Annotated in this window: 17 protein-coding genes; 15 read left to right on the top strand and 2 right to left on the bottom strand. The window is 68.6% G+C overall.

Going from position 1 to position 15,277, the window contains the following annotated elements; genetic code table 11:
- The first annotated feature begins 174 nt into the window (after positions 1-174).
- From AC3AP7_RS04880 to AC3AP7_RS04820, 13 genes are all read left to right on the top strand, one after another.
- Complete coding sequence (locus tag AC3AP7_RS04880) at positions 175-576, top strand: hypothetical protein (RefSeq protein ID WP_475764784.1); 402 nt, start codon at positions 175-177, stop codon at positions 574-576.
- A gap of 169 nt (positions 577-745) precedes the next feature.
- Positions 746-1,039, top strand: a complete 294-nt coding sequence (locus tag AC3AP7_RS04875) for a type II toxin-antitoxin system RelE/ParE family toxin (protein WP_475764785.1) — start codon at positions 746-748, stop codon at positions 1,037-1,039.
- A 4-nt stretch (positions 1,040-1,043) separates the two neighbouring features.
- Positions 1,044-1,421, top strand: coding sequence for an addiction module antidote protein (locus tag AC3AP7_RS04870; RefSeq protein ID WP_475764786.1), 378 nt, complete (start codon positions 1,044-1,046; stop codon positions 1,419-1,421).
- On the top strand, positions 1,418-1,621 hold the full coding sequence (locus tag AC3AP7_RS04865) for a hypothetical protein (RefSeq protein WP_475764787.1): 204 nt from the start codon (positions 1,418-1,420) through the stop codon (positions 1,619-1,621). Before AC3AP7_RS04870 ends, AC3AP7_RS04865 begins: the two co-directional genes overlap by 4 nt.
- Before the next feature lie 64 nt (positions 1,622-1,685).
- On the top strand, positions 1,686-2,069 hold the full coding sequence (locus AC3AP7_RS04860; RefSeq protein ID WP_475764788.1) for a hypothetical protein: 384 nt from the start codon (positions 1,686-1,688) through the stop codon (positions 2,067-2,069).
- On the top strand, positions 2,066-2,458 hold the full coding sequence (locus AC3AP7_RS04855) for a hypothetical protein (protein WP_475764789.1): 393 nt from the start codon (positions 2,066-2,068) through the stop codon (positions 2,456-2,458). Before AC3AP7_RS04860 ends, AC3AP7_RS04855 begins: the two co-directional genes overlap by 4 nt.
- Before the next feature lie 548 nt (positions 2,459-3,006).
- Positions 3,007-4,056 carry a LacI family DNA-binding transcriptional regulator gene (locus AC3AP7_RS04850; RefSeq protein WP_475765050.1) on the top strand — a complete coding sequence of 350 codons (1,050 nt, stop codon included), beginning with the start codon at positions 3,007-3,009 and terminating at the stop codon, positions 4,054-4,056.
- Between the two features lie 226 nt (positions 4,057-4,282).
- Positions 4,283-5,356, top strand: a complete 1,074-nt coding sequence (locus tag AC3AP7_RS04845) for an ABC transporter substrate-binding protein (protein ID WP_475765051.1) — start codon at positions 4,283-4,285, stop codon at positions 5,354-5,356.
- Positions 5,353-6,177: an ABC transporter permease gene (locus AC3AP7_RS04840; RefSeq protein WP_475765053.1), complete on the top strand. Its 825-nt coding sequence runs from the start codon at positions 5,353-5,355 to the stop codon at positions 6,175-6,177. Before AC3AP7_RS04845 ends, AC3AP7_RS04840 begins: the two co-directional genes overlap by 4 nt.
- A 53-nt stretch (positions 6,178-6,230) precedes the next feature.
- Positions 6,231-7,151 (top strand): ABC transporter permease, encoded by a 921-nt coding sequence (locus AC3AP7_RS04835; RefSeq protein ID WP_475767769.1) that lies wholly within the window; start codon positions 6,231-6,233, stop codon positions 7,149-7,151.
- Positions 7,148-8,200 carry an ABC transporter ATP-binding protein gene (locus AC3AP7_RS04830; protein WP_475765055.1) on the top strand — a complete coding sequence of 351 codons (1,053 nt, stop codon included), beginning with the start codon at positions 7,148-7,150 and terminating at the stop codon, positions 8,198-8,200. Before AC3AP7_RS04835 ends, AC3AP7_RS04830 begins: the two co-directional genes overlap by 4 nt.
- A 43-nt stretch (positions 8,201-8,243) precedes the next feature.
- On the top strand, positions 8,244-9,074 hold the full coding sequence (locus AC3AP7_RS04825) for a phosphodiesterase (protein WP_475765056.1): 831 nt from the start codon (positions 8,244-8,246) through the stop codon (positions 9,072-9,074).
- 110 nt (positions 9,075-9,184) lie between these two features.
- Positions 9,185-10,387: an MFS transporter gene (locus AC3AP7_RS04820; protein ID WP_475765058.1), complete on the top strand. Its 1,203-nt coding sequence runs from the start codon at positions 9,185-9,187 to the stop codon at positions 10,385-10,387.
- Between the two features lie 112 nt (positions 10,388-10,499).
- Here AC3AP7_RS04820 and AC3AP7_RS04815 read toward each other — a convergent pair whose 3' ends face one another.
- On the bottom strand, positions 10,500-11,054 hold the full coding sequence (locus AC3AP7_RS04815; RefSeq protein ID WP_475765060.1) for a ferritin-like domain-containing protein: 555 nt from the start codon (positions 11,052-11,054) through the stop codon (positions 10,500-10,502).
- A 565-nt stretch (positions 11,055-11,619) separates the two neighbouring features.
- Between AC3AP7_RS04815 and AC3AP7_RS04810 the strand changes: the two genes are divergently transcribed.
- The gene (locus AC3AP7_RS04810) at positions 11,620-11,757 is read left to right on the top strand and encodes an entericidin A/B family lipoprotein (RefSeq protein ID WP_475765062.1); all 138 of its coding nucleotides are present in this window, start codon (positions 11,620-11,622) and stop codon (positions 11,755-11,757) included.
- Between the two features lie 344 nt (positions 11,758-12,101).
- On the opposite strand, the gene AC3AP7_RS04805 is transcribed toward AC3AP7_RS04810, so the two are convergent.
- Positions 12,102-12,893 carry a DUF4397 domain-containing protein gene (locus tag AC3AP7_RS04805; protein WP_475765064.1) on the bottom strand — a complete coding sequence of 264 codons (792 nt, stop codon included), beginning with the start codon at positions 12,891-12,893 and terminating at the stop codon, positions 12,102-12,104.
- Between the two features lie 353 nt (positions 12,894-13,246).
- Here AC3AP7_RS04805 and AC3AP7_RS04800 point away from each other — a divergent pair, with 353 nt between their 5' ends.
- Positions 13,247-15,277, top strand: a complete 2,031-nt coding sequence (locus AC3AP7_RS04800) for a 2,4-dienoyl-CoA reductase FMN-binding domain-containing protein (protein ID WP_475765065.1) — start codon at positions 13,247-13,249, stop codon at positions 15,275-15,277.

The following is a 15,277-nucleotide window of genomic DNA, read 5'->3' as shown; positions in this document are numbered from 1 at the left end:
GCAAAACTGTTCGATCTGCAAACTCGGGGAACGGCAATGGACGAGCAACACGTTCAGAAGTTGACATCCTCCCCCGGCTGAACCCCGAGGTAGTTCACGATTGCGCGCGAACTCGCGCCGTTCGTCCAGAAGCGCCGCCGGGCGCCGAAGGCATAGGAGGCCGCCGCATGAATCATGCTTGACATACCCGTTGCGAAGCGCCGCCCGACCACGCTTGACGACGCAGAGGTCGGGCGCATCGTTCGCGCGTTCGCCTCGCGCATCGCCCTCCTGCGAGCGGACTGGCACGCTGGCATCGGGCCGCGCGACGTGCTCCCGCTGATCGAATCCGAAGCCCGCACGTTCGGGTCGAGCCTCGCGCTCACGGCGCACGGCAACGCCCTTTACCGCGTCCTGCTACCGGCGGAAACGCTGCACATGGGCGAGCCTGGCGCGGCCCTGGGTCTTTGGGTCGCAGGTCAGGTCGTTGGCCTGCTCGTCGCGATCGAAGACGGCGAGACAGAAGACGACGTGCGGCAGAAGCTCGCCGACCTGCTCGAAGACGTTACCGCTCGCCTGGTCGGCGCGAAGTATTAGCCGCCGGGCCGATTAACAGGTGCGCGGCAGGCCCCGTCCTTTAGGGCCAGAAACGCGCCCGGCAGTTCGAAGCCGGCGGCAGGACTCGAACCCTACGACCATCGGAAACCCCGGTAGGTCGGCATTTTGCACTTTACGCAGATGTAGCCTATAAGCTACAATTTGCGACATGGAAATCCGACAAACAAAAGTCTTTGGCGAGTGGCTTCGCGCGCAGGATGGCGCAGTGCAGGCAAAGATCGTCGCTCGCATTGACCGCGTGCGCAGCGGCCTTCACGGTGACGTTAGATGGCGCATAGACGGCCCGGTTAGTGAGTTGCGGATCGACTTCGGCCCCGGATACCGGGTCTACTTCACCCAGCGCGGCGAAGTGCTCGTAATCCTTCTGTGCGGCGGCGACAAGTCCACGCAGAAGAAAGATATTAAGGCGGCCGTCAAGCTTGCCGCCGAGATTGGAGATTGACATCATGACAATTGAACTTTCTGCATTCGATTCCGCCGAGTATCTTGGGTCGCCAGAGGCGCAGGCCGTCTACCTCGCCGATGCATTCGAGACCGGCGACGTGGCCCACATTCGACATGCGCTCGGCGTCGTGGCTCGCGCCAAAGGCATGACGGAAATCGCTCGCTCGGCGGGCGTCAGCCGTGAGAGCCTGTACCGCTCGTTCTCTGAAGGCGGCAATCCGTCTCTGTCCACCGTCGAAAAAGTGCTCGGCGTCATGGGTCTGCAATTGACCGTCAGGCCGATAGCAGCCGCACCCGCGAAGAAGGCGCGAGCGAAGAAGGCAGCGACCGGCGGCTCGTCTCGCAAGGTCGCTCGTGCGCCGGAACTGGAGTCCGCATGAGCGTGCCGGGAAAATGGACCGCGCTGCAGGAGCGTATGGCGGCCGATCGCGAGACGAAGCCCGCGAGCGCATTGGAAGCATGGAAGAAGAAGCTAGACGCCCGCGACCTCACGCCGGCCGAGCGCAAGCGCGCGACGGAAGTTTTGCTGCGCCTCATGCGGCTGCGCGCCGAGCGCCATAGGACGAAGACGGCCCAATAAGCGCCGCAGCAGACGACAAGCAACGAACCCGGCCGCGAGCCGGGTTTTCTCGTTGGGAGGAGACATGGACGTGGAGACCGTACGGGACGCCATCGCGGAGTTCACCGCCGAGGCGCTGCGCGTCATGGAACCGCCTGCGCACCCGGACGTGATCGCGGCACTCGACTTCGCGGCGCGGCGCGCGAGCGGGAGAATCATCGGCCACGAGCCCAGCGAGGAAGGGCTCGCGCTCGCCCAGCACGTCATGCACGCGCTCAAGATCCACGGCGAGATACGGCTCGGAATCCGCACGGCGTTCGTCTGGTACGCCGGACAGATTCTCGACGGCCACATACTCGAAGCCGCCGAACTGCTGCGGTCTGCCCTCATGGGCGAGCCGTACGGGCCTCTGGCGCCGTCCGCGAGCCTCGCCGCTGTCTGCGGCTTGATGGGATTGCGGCCATCATGAGCGCGCCGCGCCGCCCCACCCTCGTAGACGACGCCGAGGTCAATCGCCTCGTGCCCGGGTTCGCCGCCCGCATCCTGTTCCTGCGCGCCGCCTTCCATGCTGGCGAGCCCGGCGCCGATCATCCACTCGAAGCGATCGACCGCGAAGCCCGTTCACTCAGTGCGGCACTCGCGCTCACCGCGCACGGATCCGCGTACTGGCGCTACCTGCTTCGCGAGGAAACAAAGCAGACCGGCGACCCGGGCGCAGCACTCGGGCTATGGATCGCATCGCAACTTGTGCAAATGATGCAGGAGATCGAGGACGGCGAGCCCGAATCCGAAATCCAGCCGAACATCGAGGCCATGCTCGCCGACGTGGTCGCGAGATTGGTTGGCGCGAAGCACTGAGTGCACCGCAGCCAAAAAATTCTTCACAGGATTATCATTAGTAGAAAATATGCCCTGGTGCCGGGGACCGGACTCGAACCGGCAAGCCGTTAAGCGGCGGATTTTCGTCACACTGCGTCTTTCGACGCCGGTCGCGCCGGGCGGCGTCTCCGTTCGTGCGCTGGACTATGCCTTCGCCATCGCGGCGCGGCGAATTGCTTCGCCTGCGCCGCCTTAGGCGCCCCCCGTCTAGTCTCTACACCTTCCGTGCCGTCGCGCGCGCGCGGCGGCAGGCTTGGCTCGGCGTTGCCTCGACCCGCGCGCGTAAGTGCGGGTCAGGGGATTCGCCGAATTTGAGGGGTTCTGCACCGGCCGTTTCCGGTCGGGCACTCAATGCTTCAAGTCCGCTATGTTTACCAATTTCATCACCCCGGCAGGGCGGACCGGATTCTACCATTGCCCCGCGTGCGCACCAAACCCGCGCGGGCCGCGTCATCGCGCGGTCATATGGCGTCACGATAATGCGTCGGCGAAAACGTTTACAGCGCCGCACCGCGCACAGGAACGCCATGACCCCGACAATCAAGGACGTCGCCGCTCACGCCGGCTTTTCGATTGCGACCGTGTCGCGCGCGATCAACGCGCCGCACACGGTCAGCCCGGTCACGCTCGACAAGGTCCGCCAGTCGATCGACGCGCTCAAGTTCCGCCCCAGTCCGCTCGGCCGCCAGTTGCGCGGCGAGCGCACGCGGCTGATCGGCGTCGTGCTGCCCACCCTCGCGAATCCGGTGTTCGCGGACTGCCTGCAAGGCATCGACGAACTCGCATCCGCGCAAGGCTACCGTCTGATGCTGATGACCACGCAGTACAACGCGGAACGCGAGCGTCATGCAATAGAGACGCTGCGCGAGCATCGCGTCGAAGGCCTGATCCTGACCGTCGCCGATGCCGACGCGCATCCGCTGCTCGACGACCTCGACCGCGCCGGCCTGCTGTACGTGCTGATGCACAACGACACGGTCCGCCGGCCATCGGTCTCGGTCGACAATCGCCTCGCCGCCTATGACGGCGTGCGCATGCTGATCGCGCACGGCCATCGCCGCATCCTGATGCTCGCCGGCACGCTCGCCGCATCGGACCGCGCCCGTCTGCGCCATCTCGGCTACGTGCAGGCCATGCAGCAGGCAGGACTCGAACCCGCGCCCGCGCTCGAAATCGATTTCAACGCGGACGAGCTGGCGCCCCCGGTGCTCGCGCATCTCGCGCACAGCGCCAACCGCCCGACGGCGCTGTTCTGCAGCAACGACCTGCTCGCGATGGTCGTGATGCGCGGGCTGCGCCGCGCGCGGCTGCAGATTCCGACGGACATGTCGATCCTCGGCTTCGACGGCCTCGCGATGGGCGAGCTGCTGCAGCCGGCGCTCGCGAGCGTATGCGCGCCGAACCGCGCAATCGGCTGCGCCGCATGGCGGCGCCTGATCGCCCGCATCGAAGACGACGACGCGCACGCATCGCGCGCCCTCACGCTGCCGCACACGCTGCGCGAAGGCGCGACGATCGCCGCGATCCCGCACGCAGGCGCCGCGCCGCGCGAATCCGCGCCGCCGCGTTTCGCATGAGCCCGCTGGCACACGCCGCCACTCGCATGTCCGCCTGCATGTCCGCCTGCATGTCCGCTCCCATCGCCGCCTGCATGTCCACGTGCATGTCCACGTGCATGACCACGTGCATCGCCGCATGCCGCCGCGCGCAGCCATATCGGCGCGCAAACGCTCTACCGCTTCGCCGCGACCGTCGATCCGAAGGCCGCCCTATTCCTGTCCCATCCGTTCAAGGAGCATTGCCGTGACCCGTCGTTCCGCCCGTCTGGGTTCCCTGTTATGCGCGCTCGCCGGCGCGTTGCCGCGCCAGGCCGCCGTCGCGCTGTCCGCCTGCGCGCTCGCGCTGGCGTCGCTGAGCATTCCCGTCGCCGCGCACGCCGACGAGACCGCGATCTGCTACAACTGCCCGCCCGAATGGGCCGACTGGGCCAGCCAGATCCGCGCGATCCAGCAAAAGACCGGCATTCGCGTGCCGTTCGACAACAAGAACTCCGGCCAGGCCATCGCGCAGCTGATGGCCGAGCAGAAGAGCCCGGTGGCCGACGTCGTCTATCTCGGCGTGTCGTCCGCGTTCGAAGCGAAGGACAAGGGGCTGCTGCAGCCGTACAAGCCCGCGCACTGGGACGACATCCCGGCCGGCATGAAGGATCCGCAAGGCTACTGGTTCGCGATCCATTCGGGCACGCTCGGCTTCTTCGTCAACAAGGACGCGCTCGAAGGCAAGCCGGTGCCGCGTTCGTGGGCCGATCTGCTCAAGCCCGAGTACAAGGGCATGATCGGCTATCTCGATCCGTCGAGCGCGTTCGTCGGCTATGCGGGCGCGGTGGCGGTGAACCAGGCGCTCGGCGGCAGCTTCGACAATTTCCAGCCGGCGCTCGACTGGTTCCGCAAGCTGAAGGCCAACGATCCGATCGTGCCGAAGCAGACCGCCTACGCGCGCGTGCTCTCCGGTGAGATTCCGATCCTGCTCGACTACGACTTCGACGCCTACCGCGCGAAATACAAGGACCACGCGAACGTCGCGTTCGTGATCCCGCAGGAAGGCACGATCTCGGTGCCCTACGTGATGGGGCTCGTCAAGGGTGCGCCGCACGCGGCGAACGGCAAGAAGGTGCTCGATTTCGTGCTCTCCGACGAAGGCCAGACGCTGTGGGCCAATGCGTTCCTGCGCCCGGTGCGCGCGAGCGCGATGAGCCCCGCGGCCGCCGCGAAATTCCTGCCCGCAAGCGACTATGCGCGCGCGAAACCGGTCGATTTCGCAAAGATGGCCGCGCATCAGCAAAGCTTTGGCGAACAGTATCTGCAGGTGATGCATTGAACGACGCCACGTTCGCACTGCGCTGGCGCATCGCGCTGATCGCGCCGGCGCTCGCGGTGTTCGCCGCGTTCTGGCTGCTGCCGATCGCCGCGCTTGCGCAACTGAGCGGCAACGGCGACGCATTCGCGACCTACCGCGCGCTGCTCGCGAACACGCGCTACATGACGAGTCTCGGCGAGACCGTGCTGCTGTCGGCCGCGGTCACCGCCACGACGCTCGTGCTGTCGGTGATCGCGGGGCTGCTGCTCGCGCGCCGCGCGTTCGCCGGCAAGCGGATGCTGCTCGCGCTGCTCACTTTTCCGCTGGCGTTTCCGGGCGTCGTGATCGGCTTCATGGTCATCATGCTGGCGGGCCGCCAGGGGCTGATCGGCGCGCTGACGCTGAAGCTGACCGGCGATCGCTGGGTGTTCGCGTACTCGATGACAGGGCTGTTCGTCGGCTACCTGTACTTCTCGATTCCGCGCGTGATCGTCACCGTGATGGCGTCGGCGAGCAAGCTCGATGCGTCGCTCGAAGAGGCCGCGCGCTCGCTCGGCGCCTCGCCGTGGCAGATCACGCGCGACATCGTGCTGCCGGCGCTCGCGCCGGCGCTCGTCGCCGCCGGCGCGATCTGCTTCGCCACCTCGATGGGTGCGTTCGGCACCGCCTTCACGCTCGCCACCGACATCGACGTGCTGCCGATGACGATCTACACCGAGTTCACGCTGAACGCGAACATGGTAACCGCCGCGGGCCTGTCGATCGTGCTCGGCCTCGTCACCTGGCTCGTGCTGGCGCTCGCGCGCAACGTGAGCGGCCAGGCGGTCGCCGCCAGCGCCTGATCGCCGACCTTCCTCGCTTCCGATCCCTCATGCACACCGCCCCCGAACCCGCGATGCCCCCTGCTCCGCCCGCCGCGCGGCCGCGCCCGCTGCCGCGCCTGTCCTCGCGCGCCGTCCTCGGCGCCGGCCAGTGGCTCGTCACGCTGCTGCTGTGCGCGTTCCTGATCGTGCCGGTCATCATGTCCGTACTCGCCGGGCTGACCGTCAACTATTTTCGCGGCGTGTCCAGCGGCCTCACGCTGCGCTGGCTCGCCGAGGTATGGACGCAGTACCACGCGTCGGTGTTCCTGTCGCTCGAAATCGCCTTCGCCACGCTCGCGATCACGCTCGTCACCGGCGTACCGGCCGGCTATGTGCTTGCGCGCAGCCCGTCGCGCGCGTCGCGTGTCATCGAGGAACTGCTGGTGCTGCCGATCGCGCTGCCGGGACTCGCGTCGGCGCTCGGCCTGCTGGTCGTCTATGGCGGCATCACGGTGTTTCGCATGAGCGTCTGGTTCATCGTCGTCGGGCACGTGGTGTTCACGCTGCCGTTCATGGTCCGCGCGGTCGCGGCCGTGTGCGCGAGCGTGGACCTGCGCACGCTCGAAGAGGGCGCCGCCAGTCTCGGCGCGCGCTTCCTGCAGCGCTTCGTGACGATCGTGTTGCCGAACGCGCGGCCCGGCATCGTCGCGGGCGCGCTCGCGGTGCTCACGCTGTCGATCGGCGAGTTCAACCTGACGTGGATGCTGCACACGCCGTACACGAAGACGCTGCCGGTCGGTCTCGCCGATACCTACGCGTCGCTGCGCATCGAAGTGGGCAGCGCGTACACGATCCTGTTCTTCCTGATGACGATGCCGCTGCTGATGGTCATGCAGTGGCTCGGCGTCGACGCCACCGGCCAGCGCAGCGCGCCGGCCGCACGCCGCGCGGACCACGCGGGCCGCGCCGTCCCCTCCGAACCCGCCCGAGAACCTGCCCGAGAAGCGCGATGAAATCCACCCCCGTCTCCGTCACGCTCACGCGCTGCGCGAAAACGTTTCGCGGCGCGCGCGTGCTCGAACCGCTCGACCTGGCGATCGGCGCCGGCGAAACGCTGGTGCTGCTCGGCCCGTCCGGCTGCGGCAAGACCACCACGCTGCGCATGATCGCCGGCCTCGAAACGCCCGACGCGGGCGGACGCATCGCCTTCGGCGACGACGACGTCACCGCGCTGCCGATCGAGCGTCGCCAGGTCGGCATGGTGTTCCAGAACTACGCGCTGTTTCCGAACCTGAACGTGCGCGGCAACATCGGCTATGGGCTGAAGATCCGCCGGATGGCCGCGCCCGACGTGCGCGCGCGCGTCGACGAGCTGCTCGCGATGATGCGCCTCGCCCCGCACGCGGACAAACCCGTCGATCAGCTCTCCGGCGGCCAGCGGCAACGCGTCGCGCTCGCCCGCGCGCTTGCGCTGCAGCCGCGCGTGCTGCTGCTCGACGAGCCGCTCACCGCACTCGACGCGCGGCTGCGCGACGCGCTGCGCGGCGAAATGAACGCGCTGTTGCGCGCGCTCGGCATCACGACGATCTACGTCACGCATGACCAGGCGGAAGCCATGGAGCTCGGCGACCGCATCGTCGTGATGAGCGCCGGACGCATCGAGCAGATCGGCGCGCCGCGCGACATCTACTACCGGCCGGCCAATCGCACGGTCGCGCAGTTCATCGGCACGCTGAACCGGCTCGCCGGGCAAGCGCGCGACGGCCTGCTCGCGACCGCCGGCGGCGCGGTGCCGCTGCCCGCGCAGCACGCCGCGCGCACGCCCGGTGCCGCAGCCGAGCTGTTCTTTCGCCCCGAGGACGCGCGCCTCGTCGATCCGGCCCACGCGCACCTGCGCGGCACCGTCGAGAGCACCGCGTTTCTCGGCGAGCGCACGCGCCTCGCGATCGGCGGCGCCGCCGACGACACGCTGCTCGTCGATGTGGGCGGGCGCATCGAACTCGCGCGCGGCACGCCGGTCGGCATCGCGATCGCCGCGCACGCGCTGATCGCGCTCGCCTGACCTCTGCGGGCGCTCGCGCCCGCGCTTACCCGGACCCGTCACCATGCTGCTAGCCCAGATCAGCGATCTGCACATCAAACGTCCCGGCGCGCTCGCCTACCGGCGCGTCGACACGGCCGCCGCGCTCGCGCGCTGCGTGGCCGCGCTGAACGCGCTCGACCCGCGTCCCGACGCCGTCGTGATCACCGGTGACCTCGTCGATCAGGGCGAACTCGCGCAATACGCGCATCTGAAAACGCTGCTCGCGCCGCTCGCCCTGCCGTATTACCTGGTGGCGGGCAATCACGACGAGCGCGCCGCGCTGCGCAGCGCGTTTGCGGAACGGCCTGAGCTCGCGAGCGGCGGCGCATTCGTCCAGTACGCGCTCGACGTCGGTCCGCTGCGGCTCATCGCACTGGATTCGACGGTCCCGGGCGAAAGCGGCGGGCACCTGTGCGATGCGCGCCTCGCGTGGCTCGACGCACAGCTCGACGCAGCACGCGCGCGGCCTGTCGTCGTCGCGCTGCATCATCCGCCGTTCGCATGCGGCATCGGCCACATGGATGCGCAGCGGCTCGACCCGCACGCGGCCGCACGGCTCGCCGCGCTGATCGCGCGCCACCCGAACGTCGAGCGGGTGCTGTGCGGGCACGTGCACCGGCCGATATTCACGCGCTTCGCGGGCACGATCGCGGCGGCGGTGCCCGCGCCCGCGCATCAGGTCGCGCTCGATCTGCGCGAGCACGCGCCGCCGGCATTCATGATGGAGCCGCCCGCGTTCGCGCTGCACCGTTACGACCCGGCAAGCGGCCAGCTCGTCACGCATCACGGCTACGTCGAGCGGTCCGACGGCCCGTATCCGTTCTACGAGCCCGGCGGCCGGCTGATCGACTGAGCGCGCAACCGCGGCGGCGCTACGCGCACAGCGCGATTCGCACCCCTGCGGTATGATCGGCAGCCGTTGCAACCCGCCCCCGCCCGGGCACCGATCCGATACCGCCGCCCATGTCCACCTCCGGTTCCGCTTCCGGCACGCGCGATGCGCGTTCGCTGCGCGCCTTGCTGCTGCTTCTCGCGACGATCGCCGGGGTCGCGGTCGCCAACATCTATTACAACCAGCCGCTGCTCGACGACTTCCGGCACACGTTCCCGGCGAGCGCGTCGTGGGTCGGCGCGGTGCCGGCGGTCACGCAGCTCGGCTACGCGGCGGGGATGCTGCTGCTCGCGCCGCTCGGCGACCGCTTCGACCGGCGCCGGCTGATCCTGCTGCAGATTGCCGCGATCTGCGTGGCGCTCGTGATCGCCGCGAGCGCGGCGAATCTGACGGTGCTGATCGTGGCGAGCCTCGCGATCGGCGTACTCGCGACCATCGCGCAACAGGCCGTGCCGTTCGCCGCCGAGCTTGCGCCGCCGTCGAGCCGCGGCCATGCGGTCGGCACGGTAATGAGCGGGCTGCTGCTCGGCATTCTGCTTGCGCGGACCGCGGCCGGCTTCGTCGCGGAGTATTTCGGCTGGCGCGCGGTATTCGGCGCGTCGGTCGCGGTGCTGCTCGCGCTCGCGGTCGTGATCGGGCTGCGGCTGCCGGCGAGCCGTCCGACGTCGTCGCTGCCGTACGGCAAGCTGTTCGTGTCGATGTGGCATCTGATCGTCGAGCATCCGGGCCTGCGCGAAGCATCGCTGACCGGCGCGAGCCTGTTCGGCGCCTTCAGCATCTTCTGGTCCGTGCTCGCGCTGCTGCTCGCGGGCGCGCCGTTCCATCTCGGTCCGCAGGCGGCGGGCCTGTTCGGCATCGTCGGCGCCGGCGGCGCGCTCGCTGCGCCGCTTGCCGGCCGCTTCGCGGACCGGCGCGGCCCGCGCGCGATCATCTCGCTCGCCATCGGGCTCGTCGCCGTCGCGTTCGTCGTGTTCGCCTTGTCCGGCAAGAGCATCGCCGGCCTCGTGATCGGGGTGCTGATTCTCGACGTCGGCGTGCAGTCCGCCCAGATCTCGAACCAGTCGCGCATCTACGCGCTCGCACCCGAAGCGCGCAGCCGCGTGAATACCGTCTACATGGTCGCGTATTTCATCGGCGGCGCGCTCGGCTCCGCAGTCGGCGCGGCGGTCTGGCCGGCCTTCGGCTGGGTCGGCGTGAGCATCGCCGGACTGCTGTTCGCGGGGCTCGCCGCGCTGAACCATGCACGGCGCCGCCGCGACACGGTGATGTCCTGATGCGCGCGCGGCGGCCTGCGCGCGTACCGGCTGCCGCGCGCCTCGTCTCGTGCGTCTCGTGCATGCCGTGCGTCTCGTGCGTGCCGTGCCGCCCGCCTCACCCGCGCGCCTGTCACGCGCGGCCGGCGAGCAGATCGGCCATATCGTCCGCGTGCTCCTCCTCGACGGCCAGCACGTCCTCGAAGATGCGCCGCGTCGTCACGTCACGCTCGCCCAGGTAGCGGATGATCGCGCGATAGGTATCGATCGCGATCCGTTCGGCGATCAGGTTTTCGCGGATCATGCCAGTCAGGTCGCCACCCTCGCGGTATTCCGAATGCGAGCGCGTACCCAGCGTCTGCGGCGAGAAGTCCGGCTCGCCCCCCAGTTGCACGATGCGTTGCGCGAAGCGGTCCGCGTGCGCCTGCTCCTCGGCCGCATGCTCGGCGAACTCCGCAGCCGCCGCTTCGGCCTCGATACCCTTCGCCATGAACTGATGCCGCTTGTAGCGCAGCGTGCAGACGATCTCCGTCGCGAGCGCGTCGTTCAGCAGCTTCAGCACGGTCTCGCGGTCGGCGCCGTAGCTCGGTGTGACCGGGCCGTCGGACATGTGCGTGCGCGCCTGCTCGCGAATCTTTTCCAGATCCATCACGAACGGTTCCTGCGGCGATGCGGCGGACTTCGACATGGCATGTTCTCCTGTGATCGGGGTGGACATCTGCTCTGCTCCATCACTTCATCAGCAGAAACCGGACCCGCCGCATCGACCGCTTCGACACAGTCCGGGCGCGCAGTAAAAGCAACACGCTCGCTGTAAAAACGACAGCGCAAACGGCGGCGCAAACGGCAACGCAATCGACCGCGCACGAAGCCGCGTCGGCCGTGCCGCACGCCGCGCGGCGCCGCAGGATCCGTGCCGCGTGCGCGCGATGCAGCGCGGTGCACATTGGCACGCAATCTGCTCAGATCCGGTCGGATGCGTCGTTCGCCTTGCTGGGCGCAGGCGTCGGCCTCGGGCGGGAGCCGCGTGTTTCCGCCCCAGCCACGCCGATCCGGCATGCGAATCCGCATCGAAGTGCCCCGCCCGACGCGACGCGGCCTGTCTTCCCGGCAGTCTGCGTCGCGCCGGGCCCGTATCAGGTTGCCGTGCCATGAAACTGTCCGGCTCGCGCGATGCCGCCCGCCTGCGAAGGCGAAGCGCGCGTCGGCTGCCGGGCGCATCGACCGTCGCTCGCTTCGAAAGGAGAATCAACATGAACCGACTCATCGCGCTGTTTCTGCTCGCCGGTACCGCTCTGCTGACGGGATGCAACACCGTCGCGGGCGCCGGCCAGGACATTTCAAACGGCGGCCACGCGATCACGCACGCGGCCGACCAGGCGCAGGACTGACGCCAGCCACCGCCCGCGGCGCGCCGCATCGCGCGCGCAGGGTGCAGGCTCCCCGGCGAGCCCGCCGCGTCGATGCGGCGGGCTCGCTGCTTTTGGCCGTCTGCTTTTGGCCGTCTGCTTTTGGCCGCAGCTTTTCACGGCTGCTTTTCCACTGCTTGCGCGCCGGCACGGTCCGGTACGGATCGCAGCACGGCACGCCTGGCTTATGCCCTCATAATTAATTCGGATACCAAATCAATCGTCCATCTGCCCTGAGGATGAACGCCCGCCGCACCGCGGCGCGATGCCGCGCGCGGCGGACAAACATCCGATGAGCGTCGGACTCGCGCGTCATCTCGCGCCGGCTACTGCCCGGTCAGCGTGTTGGTCAGCTCGATGGCCGGCTGGCCCGTGTTGCCGCCCTGCGCGACCAGCAGGTGAATCTGGCCCGGCGCGAGCTGGCTCAGCGTGCCGGCGATCGGCACCGTCGTGACCAGCCAGTCGGCGTTGTTCGCAAGGCTGAACGTGCCCGATTCGAAGATCGGCGTCTTGCTGCCCGCCTGCGTGGCGATCGCCACATAGGTCCCGCCGGACAGATACAGCGAGTCCTGGCCGCTCGCGGGCACGCCGTTGCCGAACGCGACGCCCGCCATCGTCGGATTCACGTTGCTGATGTCGGTGCCCGACGGCACGATGTACAGGTCGAGGTCCGTCGCATTCGCCGATGCGTTGAACGCCCGCACGCGCGCGTCGCTCGACAGCAGGCCCTTGTCGAACGGATCGTCGATCAGGCCGATGCCGGGCGCGGTCAGCCCCGGCAGCGCGATCACCGTATATTCATGGCCGTTCGCGGCATCGGGGAACGTGCCGCTCGCGAGCGCCGTCGTGGTGCCGGTCGCCGCATAGCCGACCGAGGTCGAGCCCGTGCCGATGTTGGTGAAATTCGTCACGCCCTTGTAGCTGACGTTGGTCTGGCCGGACGGCGCCGAGCCGTTCACGAGCAGGTCGTAGCCCGAACTGCCGGGGACCGCATTGACGAAGTGGATCTCCGGATCGGTGATACCGAGTGATTTCGCGGCATCGCTGCCACTGCCGCCACAGGCCGTCAGGACGGATGCCGCGCCGGCAAGCGCGACGAAGGTACGGATGAGCTTCATGTCTTCACCTTTCTCGATGGTGGGTCTCGACCCATGGGTTATGCCGGCGCGCCTTCCGTTGACATCCGGGGCGGCCAGATCGCGCGACGGGTACGGCGAACGTACGCGCTACGCGCATTGCGACGGCACGCGGCGCGTTCGCGCCCGTCGCCGTGATCCGTCGCCATAGGGCACCCGCGATGTCGAACGGACTCCCCGTTTCAGCAATCGCTATGCCGCGCCCGCGCGCGGCGCAGCGGCACGGATCGCGCGGGGCCGCGGCCCGCGGCCGGCGATTTAGAATTTTTCTTCGGCAGTCCGGCCTGCGCGCCGGTGTATCGTTCGGGCGCACCCACTTTTACAAGGCGCTTTGCATGCCTTACCCACTCCTGACTTCCGCACTGGATCTCGGCTTCACGCGGCTCGCCAACCGCGTGGTCATGGGCTCGATGCACACCGGCATGGAAGACCGCTTCTGGCACTACCCGAAGCTCGCCGCCTACTACCGCGAACGCGCACGGGGCGGCGTCGGGCTCATCATCACAGGCGGCTTCTCGCCGAATCGCGAAGGCTGGCTGCTGCCGTTCGGCGGCACCTTGAACACCGTGCTGGATCTGCACAATCACCGGCAACTGACGGATGCCGTGCATGCCGAGGGCGGCAAGATCGCGCTGCAGATCCTGCATGCGGGCCGATACGGCTATCAGCCGTTCGTCGTCTCCGCGTCGGCGATCCGCTCGCCGATCTCCAGGTTCAGGCCGCGCGCGCTGACGCTCGCCGGCATCGCGAAGACCGTGCGCGCGTACGCGCGCTGCGCGCGCCTCGCGCAACGCGCGGGCTACGACGGCGTCGAGATCATGGGCAGCGAAGGCTATCTGCTGAACCAGTTTCTGTGCCCGCGCACGAACCGGCGCACCGACGCGTACGGCGGCAGCATCGACAACCGGCTGCGCATCGCCCGCGAGATCGTCGAGCAGGTCCGCGCGGCATGCGGCGAGCGCTTCATCGTGATCTACCGGCTGTCGCTGATCGATCTGGTCGAAGGCGGCAATACATGGGACGAAACGATCCAGGTGGCGCAGGCACTCGAAGCCGCGGGCGTGACGATGTTCAACACCGGCATCGGCTGGCACGAGGCACGTGTGCCGACGATCGTCACGTCGGTGCCGCGCGCCGCGTTCGCGCCGTTGAGCGCGCGTCTGAAGGCCGCCGTGAAGGTGCCGGTGATCGTATCGAACCGCATCAACACGCCCGAGCTCGCCGAAGACCTGCTGCGCGAGGGCGCGGGCGATCTCGTGTCGCTCGCGCGTCCGCTGCTCGCCGATCCGGAATTCGTGAACAAGGCAGCCCAGGGACGCAGCGACGAAATCAACACCTGCATCGCGTGCAATCAGGCGTGTCTCGATCACACGTTCCAGAACCGCCGCGCGAGCTGCCTCGTGAACCCGCGCGCCGGACGCGAAACGGAACTCGTGTATACGCCGCTCGCCGCTCATCAGACGCCGCGCCGCGTCGCCGTGGCCGGCGCCGGTCCGGCGGGACTGTCGGCGGCCACCGTGCTCGCGGCGCGCGGCCATCGCGTTACGCTGTTCGATGCGAATGCAACGATCGGCGGCCAGTTCAATCTGGCGATGCGCGTGCCCGGCAAGGAAGAGTTTCGCGAAACGATCCGCTATTTTCAGCACCAGTTGCAGCGCCTGCAGGTCGACGTGCGGCTCGACACGCGCGTCGACGCGGCGCTGCTCGCCGCGGGCGGCTACGACGACGTGATTGTCGCGACCGGCATCCGGCCGCGCCGCCCGGCGATTCCCGGCATCGACGGACCGAACGTGCTGAGCTACGTCGACGTGCTGCGCGGCGCGCCGGTGGGCCGCACGGTCGCGGTGATCGGCGCGGGCGGCATCGGCTTCGACGTCAGCGCGTTTCTGCTGCATCGCGCGGGCGAGCCGCTGCCGCAACCGCGCGACGCATGGCTCGACGAATGGGGCGTCGATCTCGCGGTACACGCGCGCGGCGGCCTGAAGCCGCCCGCGCCCGCGCAGCCGCCGCGCGAAATCTGGCTGCTGCAGCGGCGCGAGGGCAAGCTCGGCGCGGAACTCGGCAAGACCTCCGGCTGGGTGCATCGCGCGGTGCTCGCGCGCAACGGCGTGCATATGTTCGACGGCGTCGCTTACCTGGAGATCGCGGCGCGCGGCATCCGGATCGCGCGCAACGGCGCCGAGCAATGGCTCGATGTGGACACCGTCGTGATCTGCGCGGGTCAGGAACCGCTGCGCGAGCTTCAGCCGGCTACGGCGTCGGCGCAAGGGCCCCGCTATCACGTGATCGGCGGCGCCGCGCGCGCGGCCGAACTGGACGCGAAGCGCGCGATCCGCGAAGGCGCGGAACTCGCGGCGCGTCTGTGA

The organism is Paraburkholderia sp. PAMB 6770, from assembly GCF_057748135.1.
This window is presented reverse-complemented; position numbering and strand designations above follow the sequence as displayed.

Bases quoted from the DNA above. Each gene is read 5' to 3' on its own strand.
- AC3AP7_RS04880 (WP_475764784.1), top strand. From the start codon at position 175: ATGCTTGACATACCCGTTGCGAAGCGCCGCCCGACCACGCTTGACGAC.
- AC3AP7_RS04875 (WP_475764785.1), top strand. From the start codon at position 746: ATGGAAATCCGACAAACAAAAGTCTTTGGCGAGTGGCTTCGCGCGCAG.
- AC3AP7_RS04870 (WP_475764786.1), top strand. From the start codon at position 1,044: ATGACAATTGAACTTTCTGCATTCGATTCCGCCGAGTATCTTGGGTCG.
- AC3AP7_RS04865 (WP_475764787.1), top strand. From the start codon at position 1,418: ATGAGCGTGCCGGGAAAATGGACCGCGCTGCAGGAGCGTATGGCGGCC.
- AC3AP7_RS04860 (WP_475764788.1), top strand. From the start codon at position 1,686: ATGGACGTGGAGACCGTACGGGACGCCATCGCGGAGTTCACCGCCGAG.
- AC3AP7_RS04855 (WP_475764789.1), top strand. From the start codon at position 2,066: ATGAGCGCGCCGCGCCGCCCCACCCTCGTAGACGACGCCGAGGTCAAT.
- AC3AP7_RS04850 (WP_475765050.1), top strand. From the start codon at position 3,007: ATGACCCCGACAATCAAGGACGTCGCCGCTCACGCCGGCTTTTCGATT.
- AC3AP7_RS04835 (WP_475767769.1), top strand. From the start codon at position 6,231: ATGCCCCCTGCTCCGCCCGCCGCGCGGCCGCGCCCGCTGCCGCGCCTG.
- AC3AP7_RS04830 (WP_475765055.1), top strand. From the start codon at position 7,148: ATGAAATCCACCCCCGTCTCCGTCACGCTCACGCGCTGCGCGAAAACG.
- AC3AP7_RS04825 (WP_475765056.1), top strand. From the start codon at position 8,244: ATGCTGCTAGCCCAGATCAGCGATCTGCACATCAAACGTCCCGGCGCG.
- AC3AP7_RS04820 (WP_475765058.1), top strand. From the start codon at position 9,185: ATGTCCACCTCCGGTTCCGCTTCCGGCACGCGCGATGCGCGTTCGCTG.
- AC3AP7_RS04815 (WP_475765060.1), bottom strand. From the start codon at position 11,054: ATGTCGAAGTCCGCCGCATCGCCGCAGGAACCGTTCGTGATGGATCTG.
- AC3AP7_RS04810 (WP_475765062.1), top strand. From the start codon at position 11,620: ATGAACCGACTCATCGCGCTGTTTCTGCTCGCCGGTACCGCTCTGCTG.
- AC3AP7_RS04805 (WP_475765064.1), bottom strand. From the start codon at position 12,893: ATGAAGCTCATCCGTACCTTCGTCGCGCTTGCCGGCGCGGCATCCGTC.
- AC3AP7_RS04800 (WP_475765065.1), top strand. From the start codon at position 13,247: ATGCCTTACCCACTCCTGACTTCCGCACTGGATCTCGGCTTCACGCGG.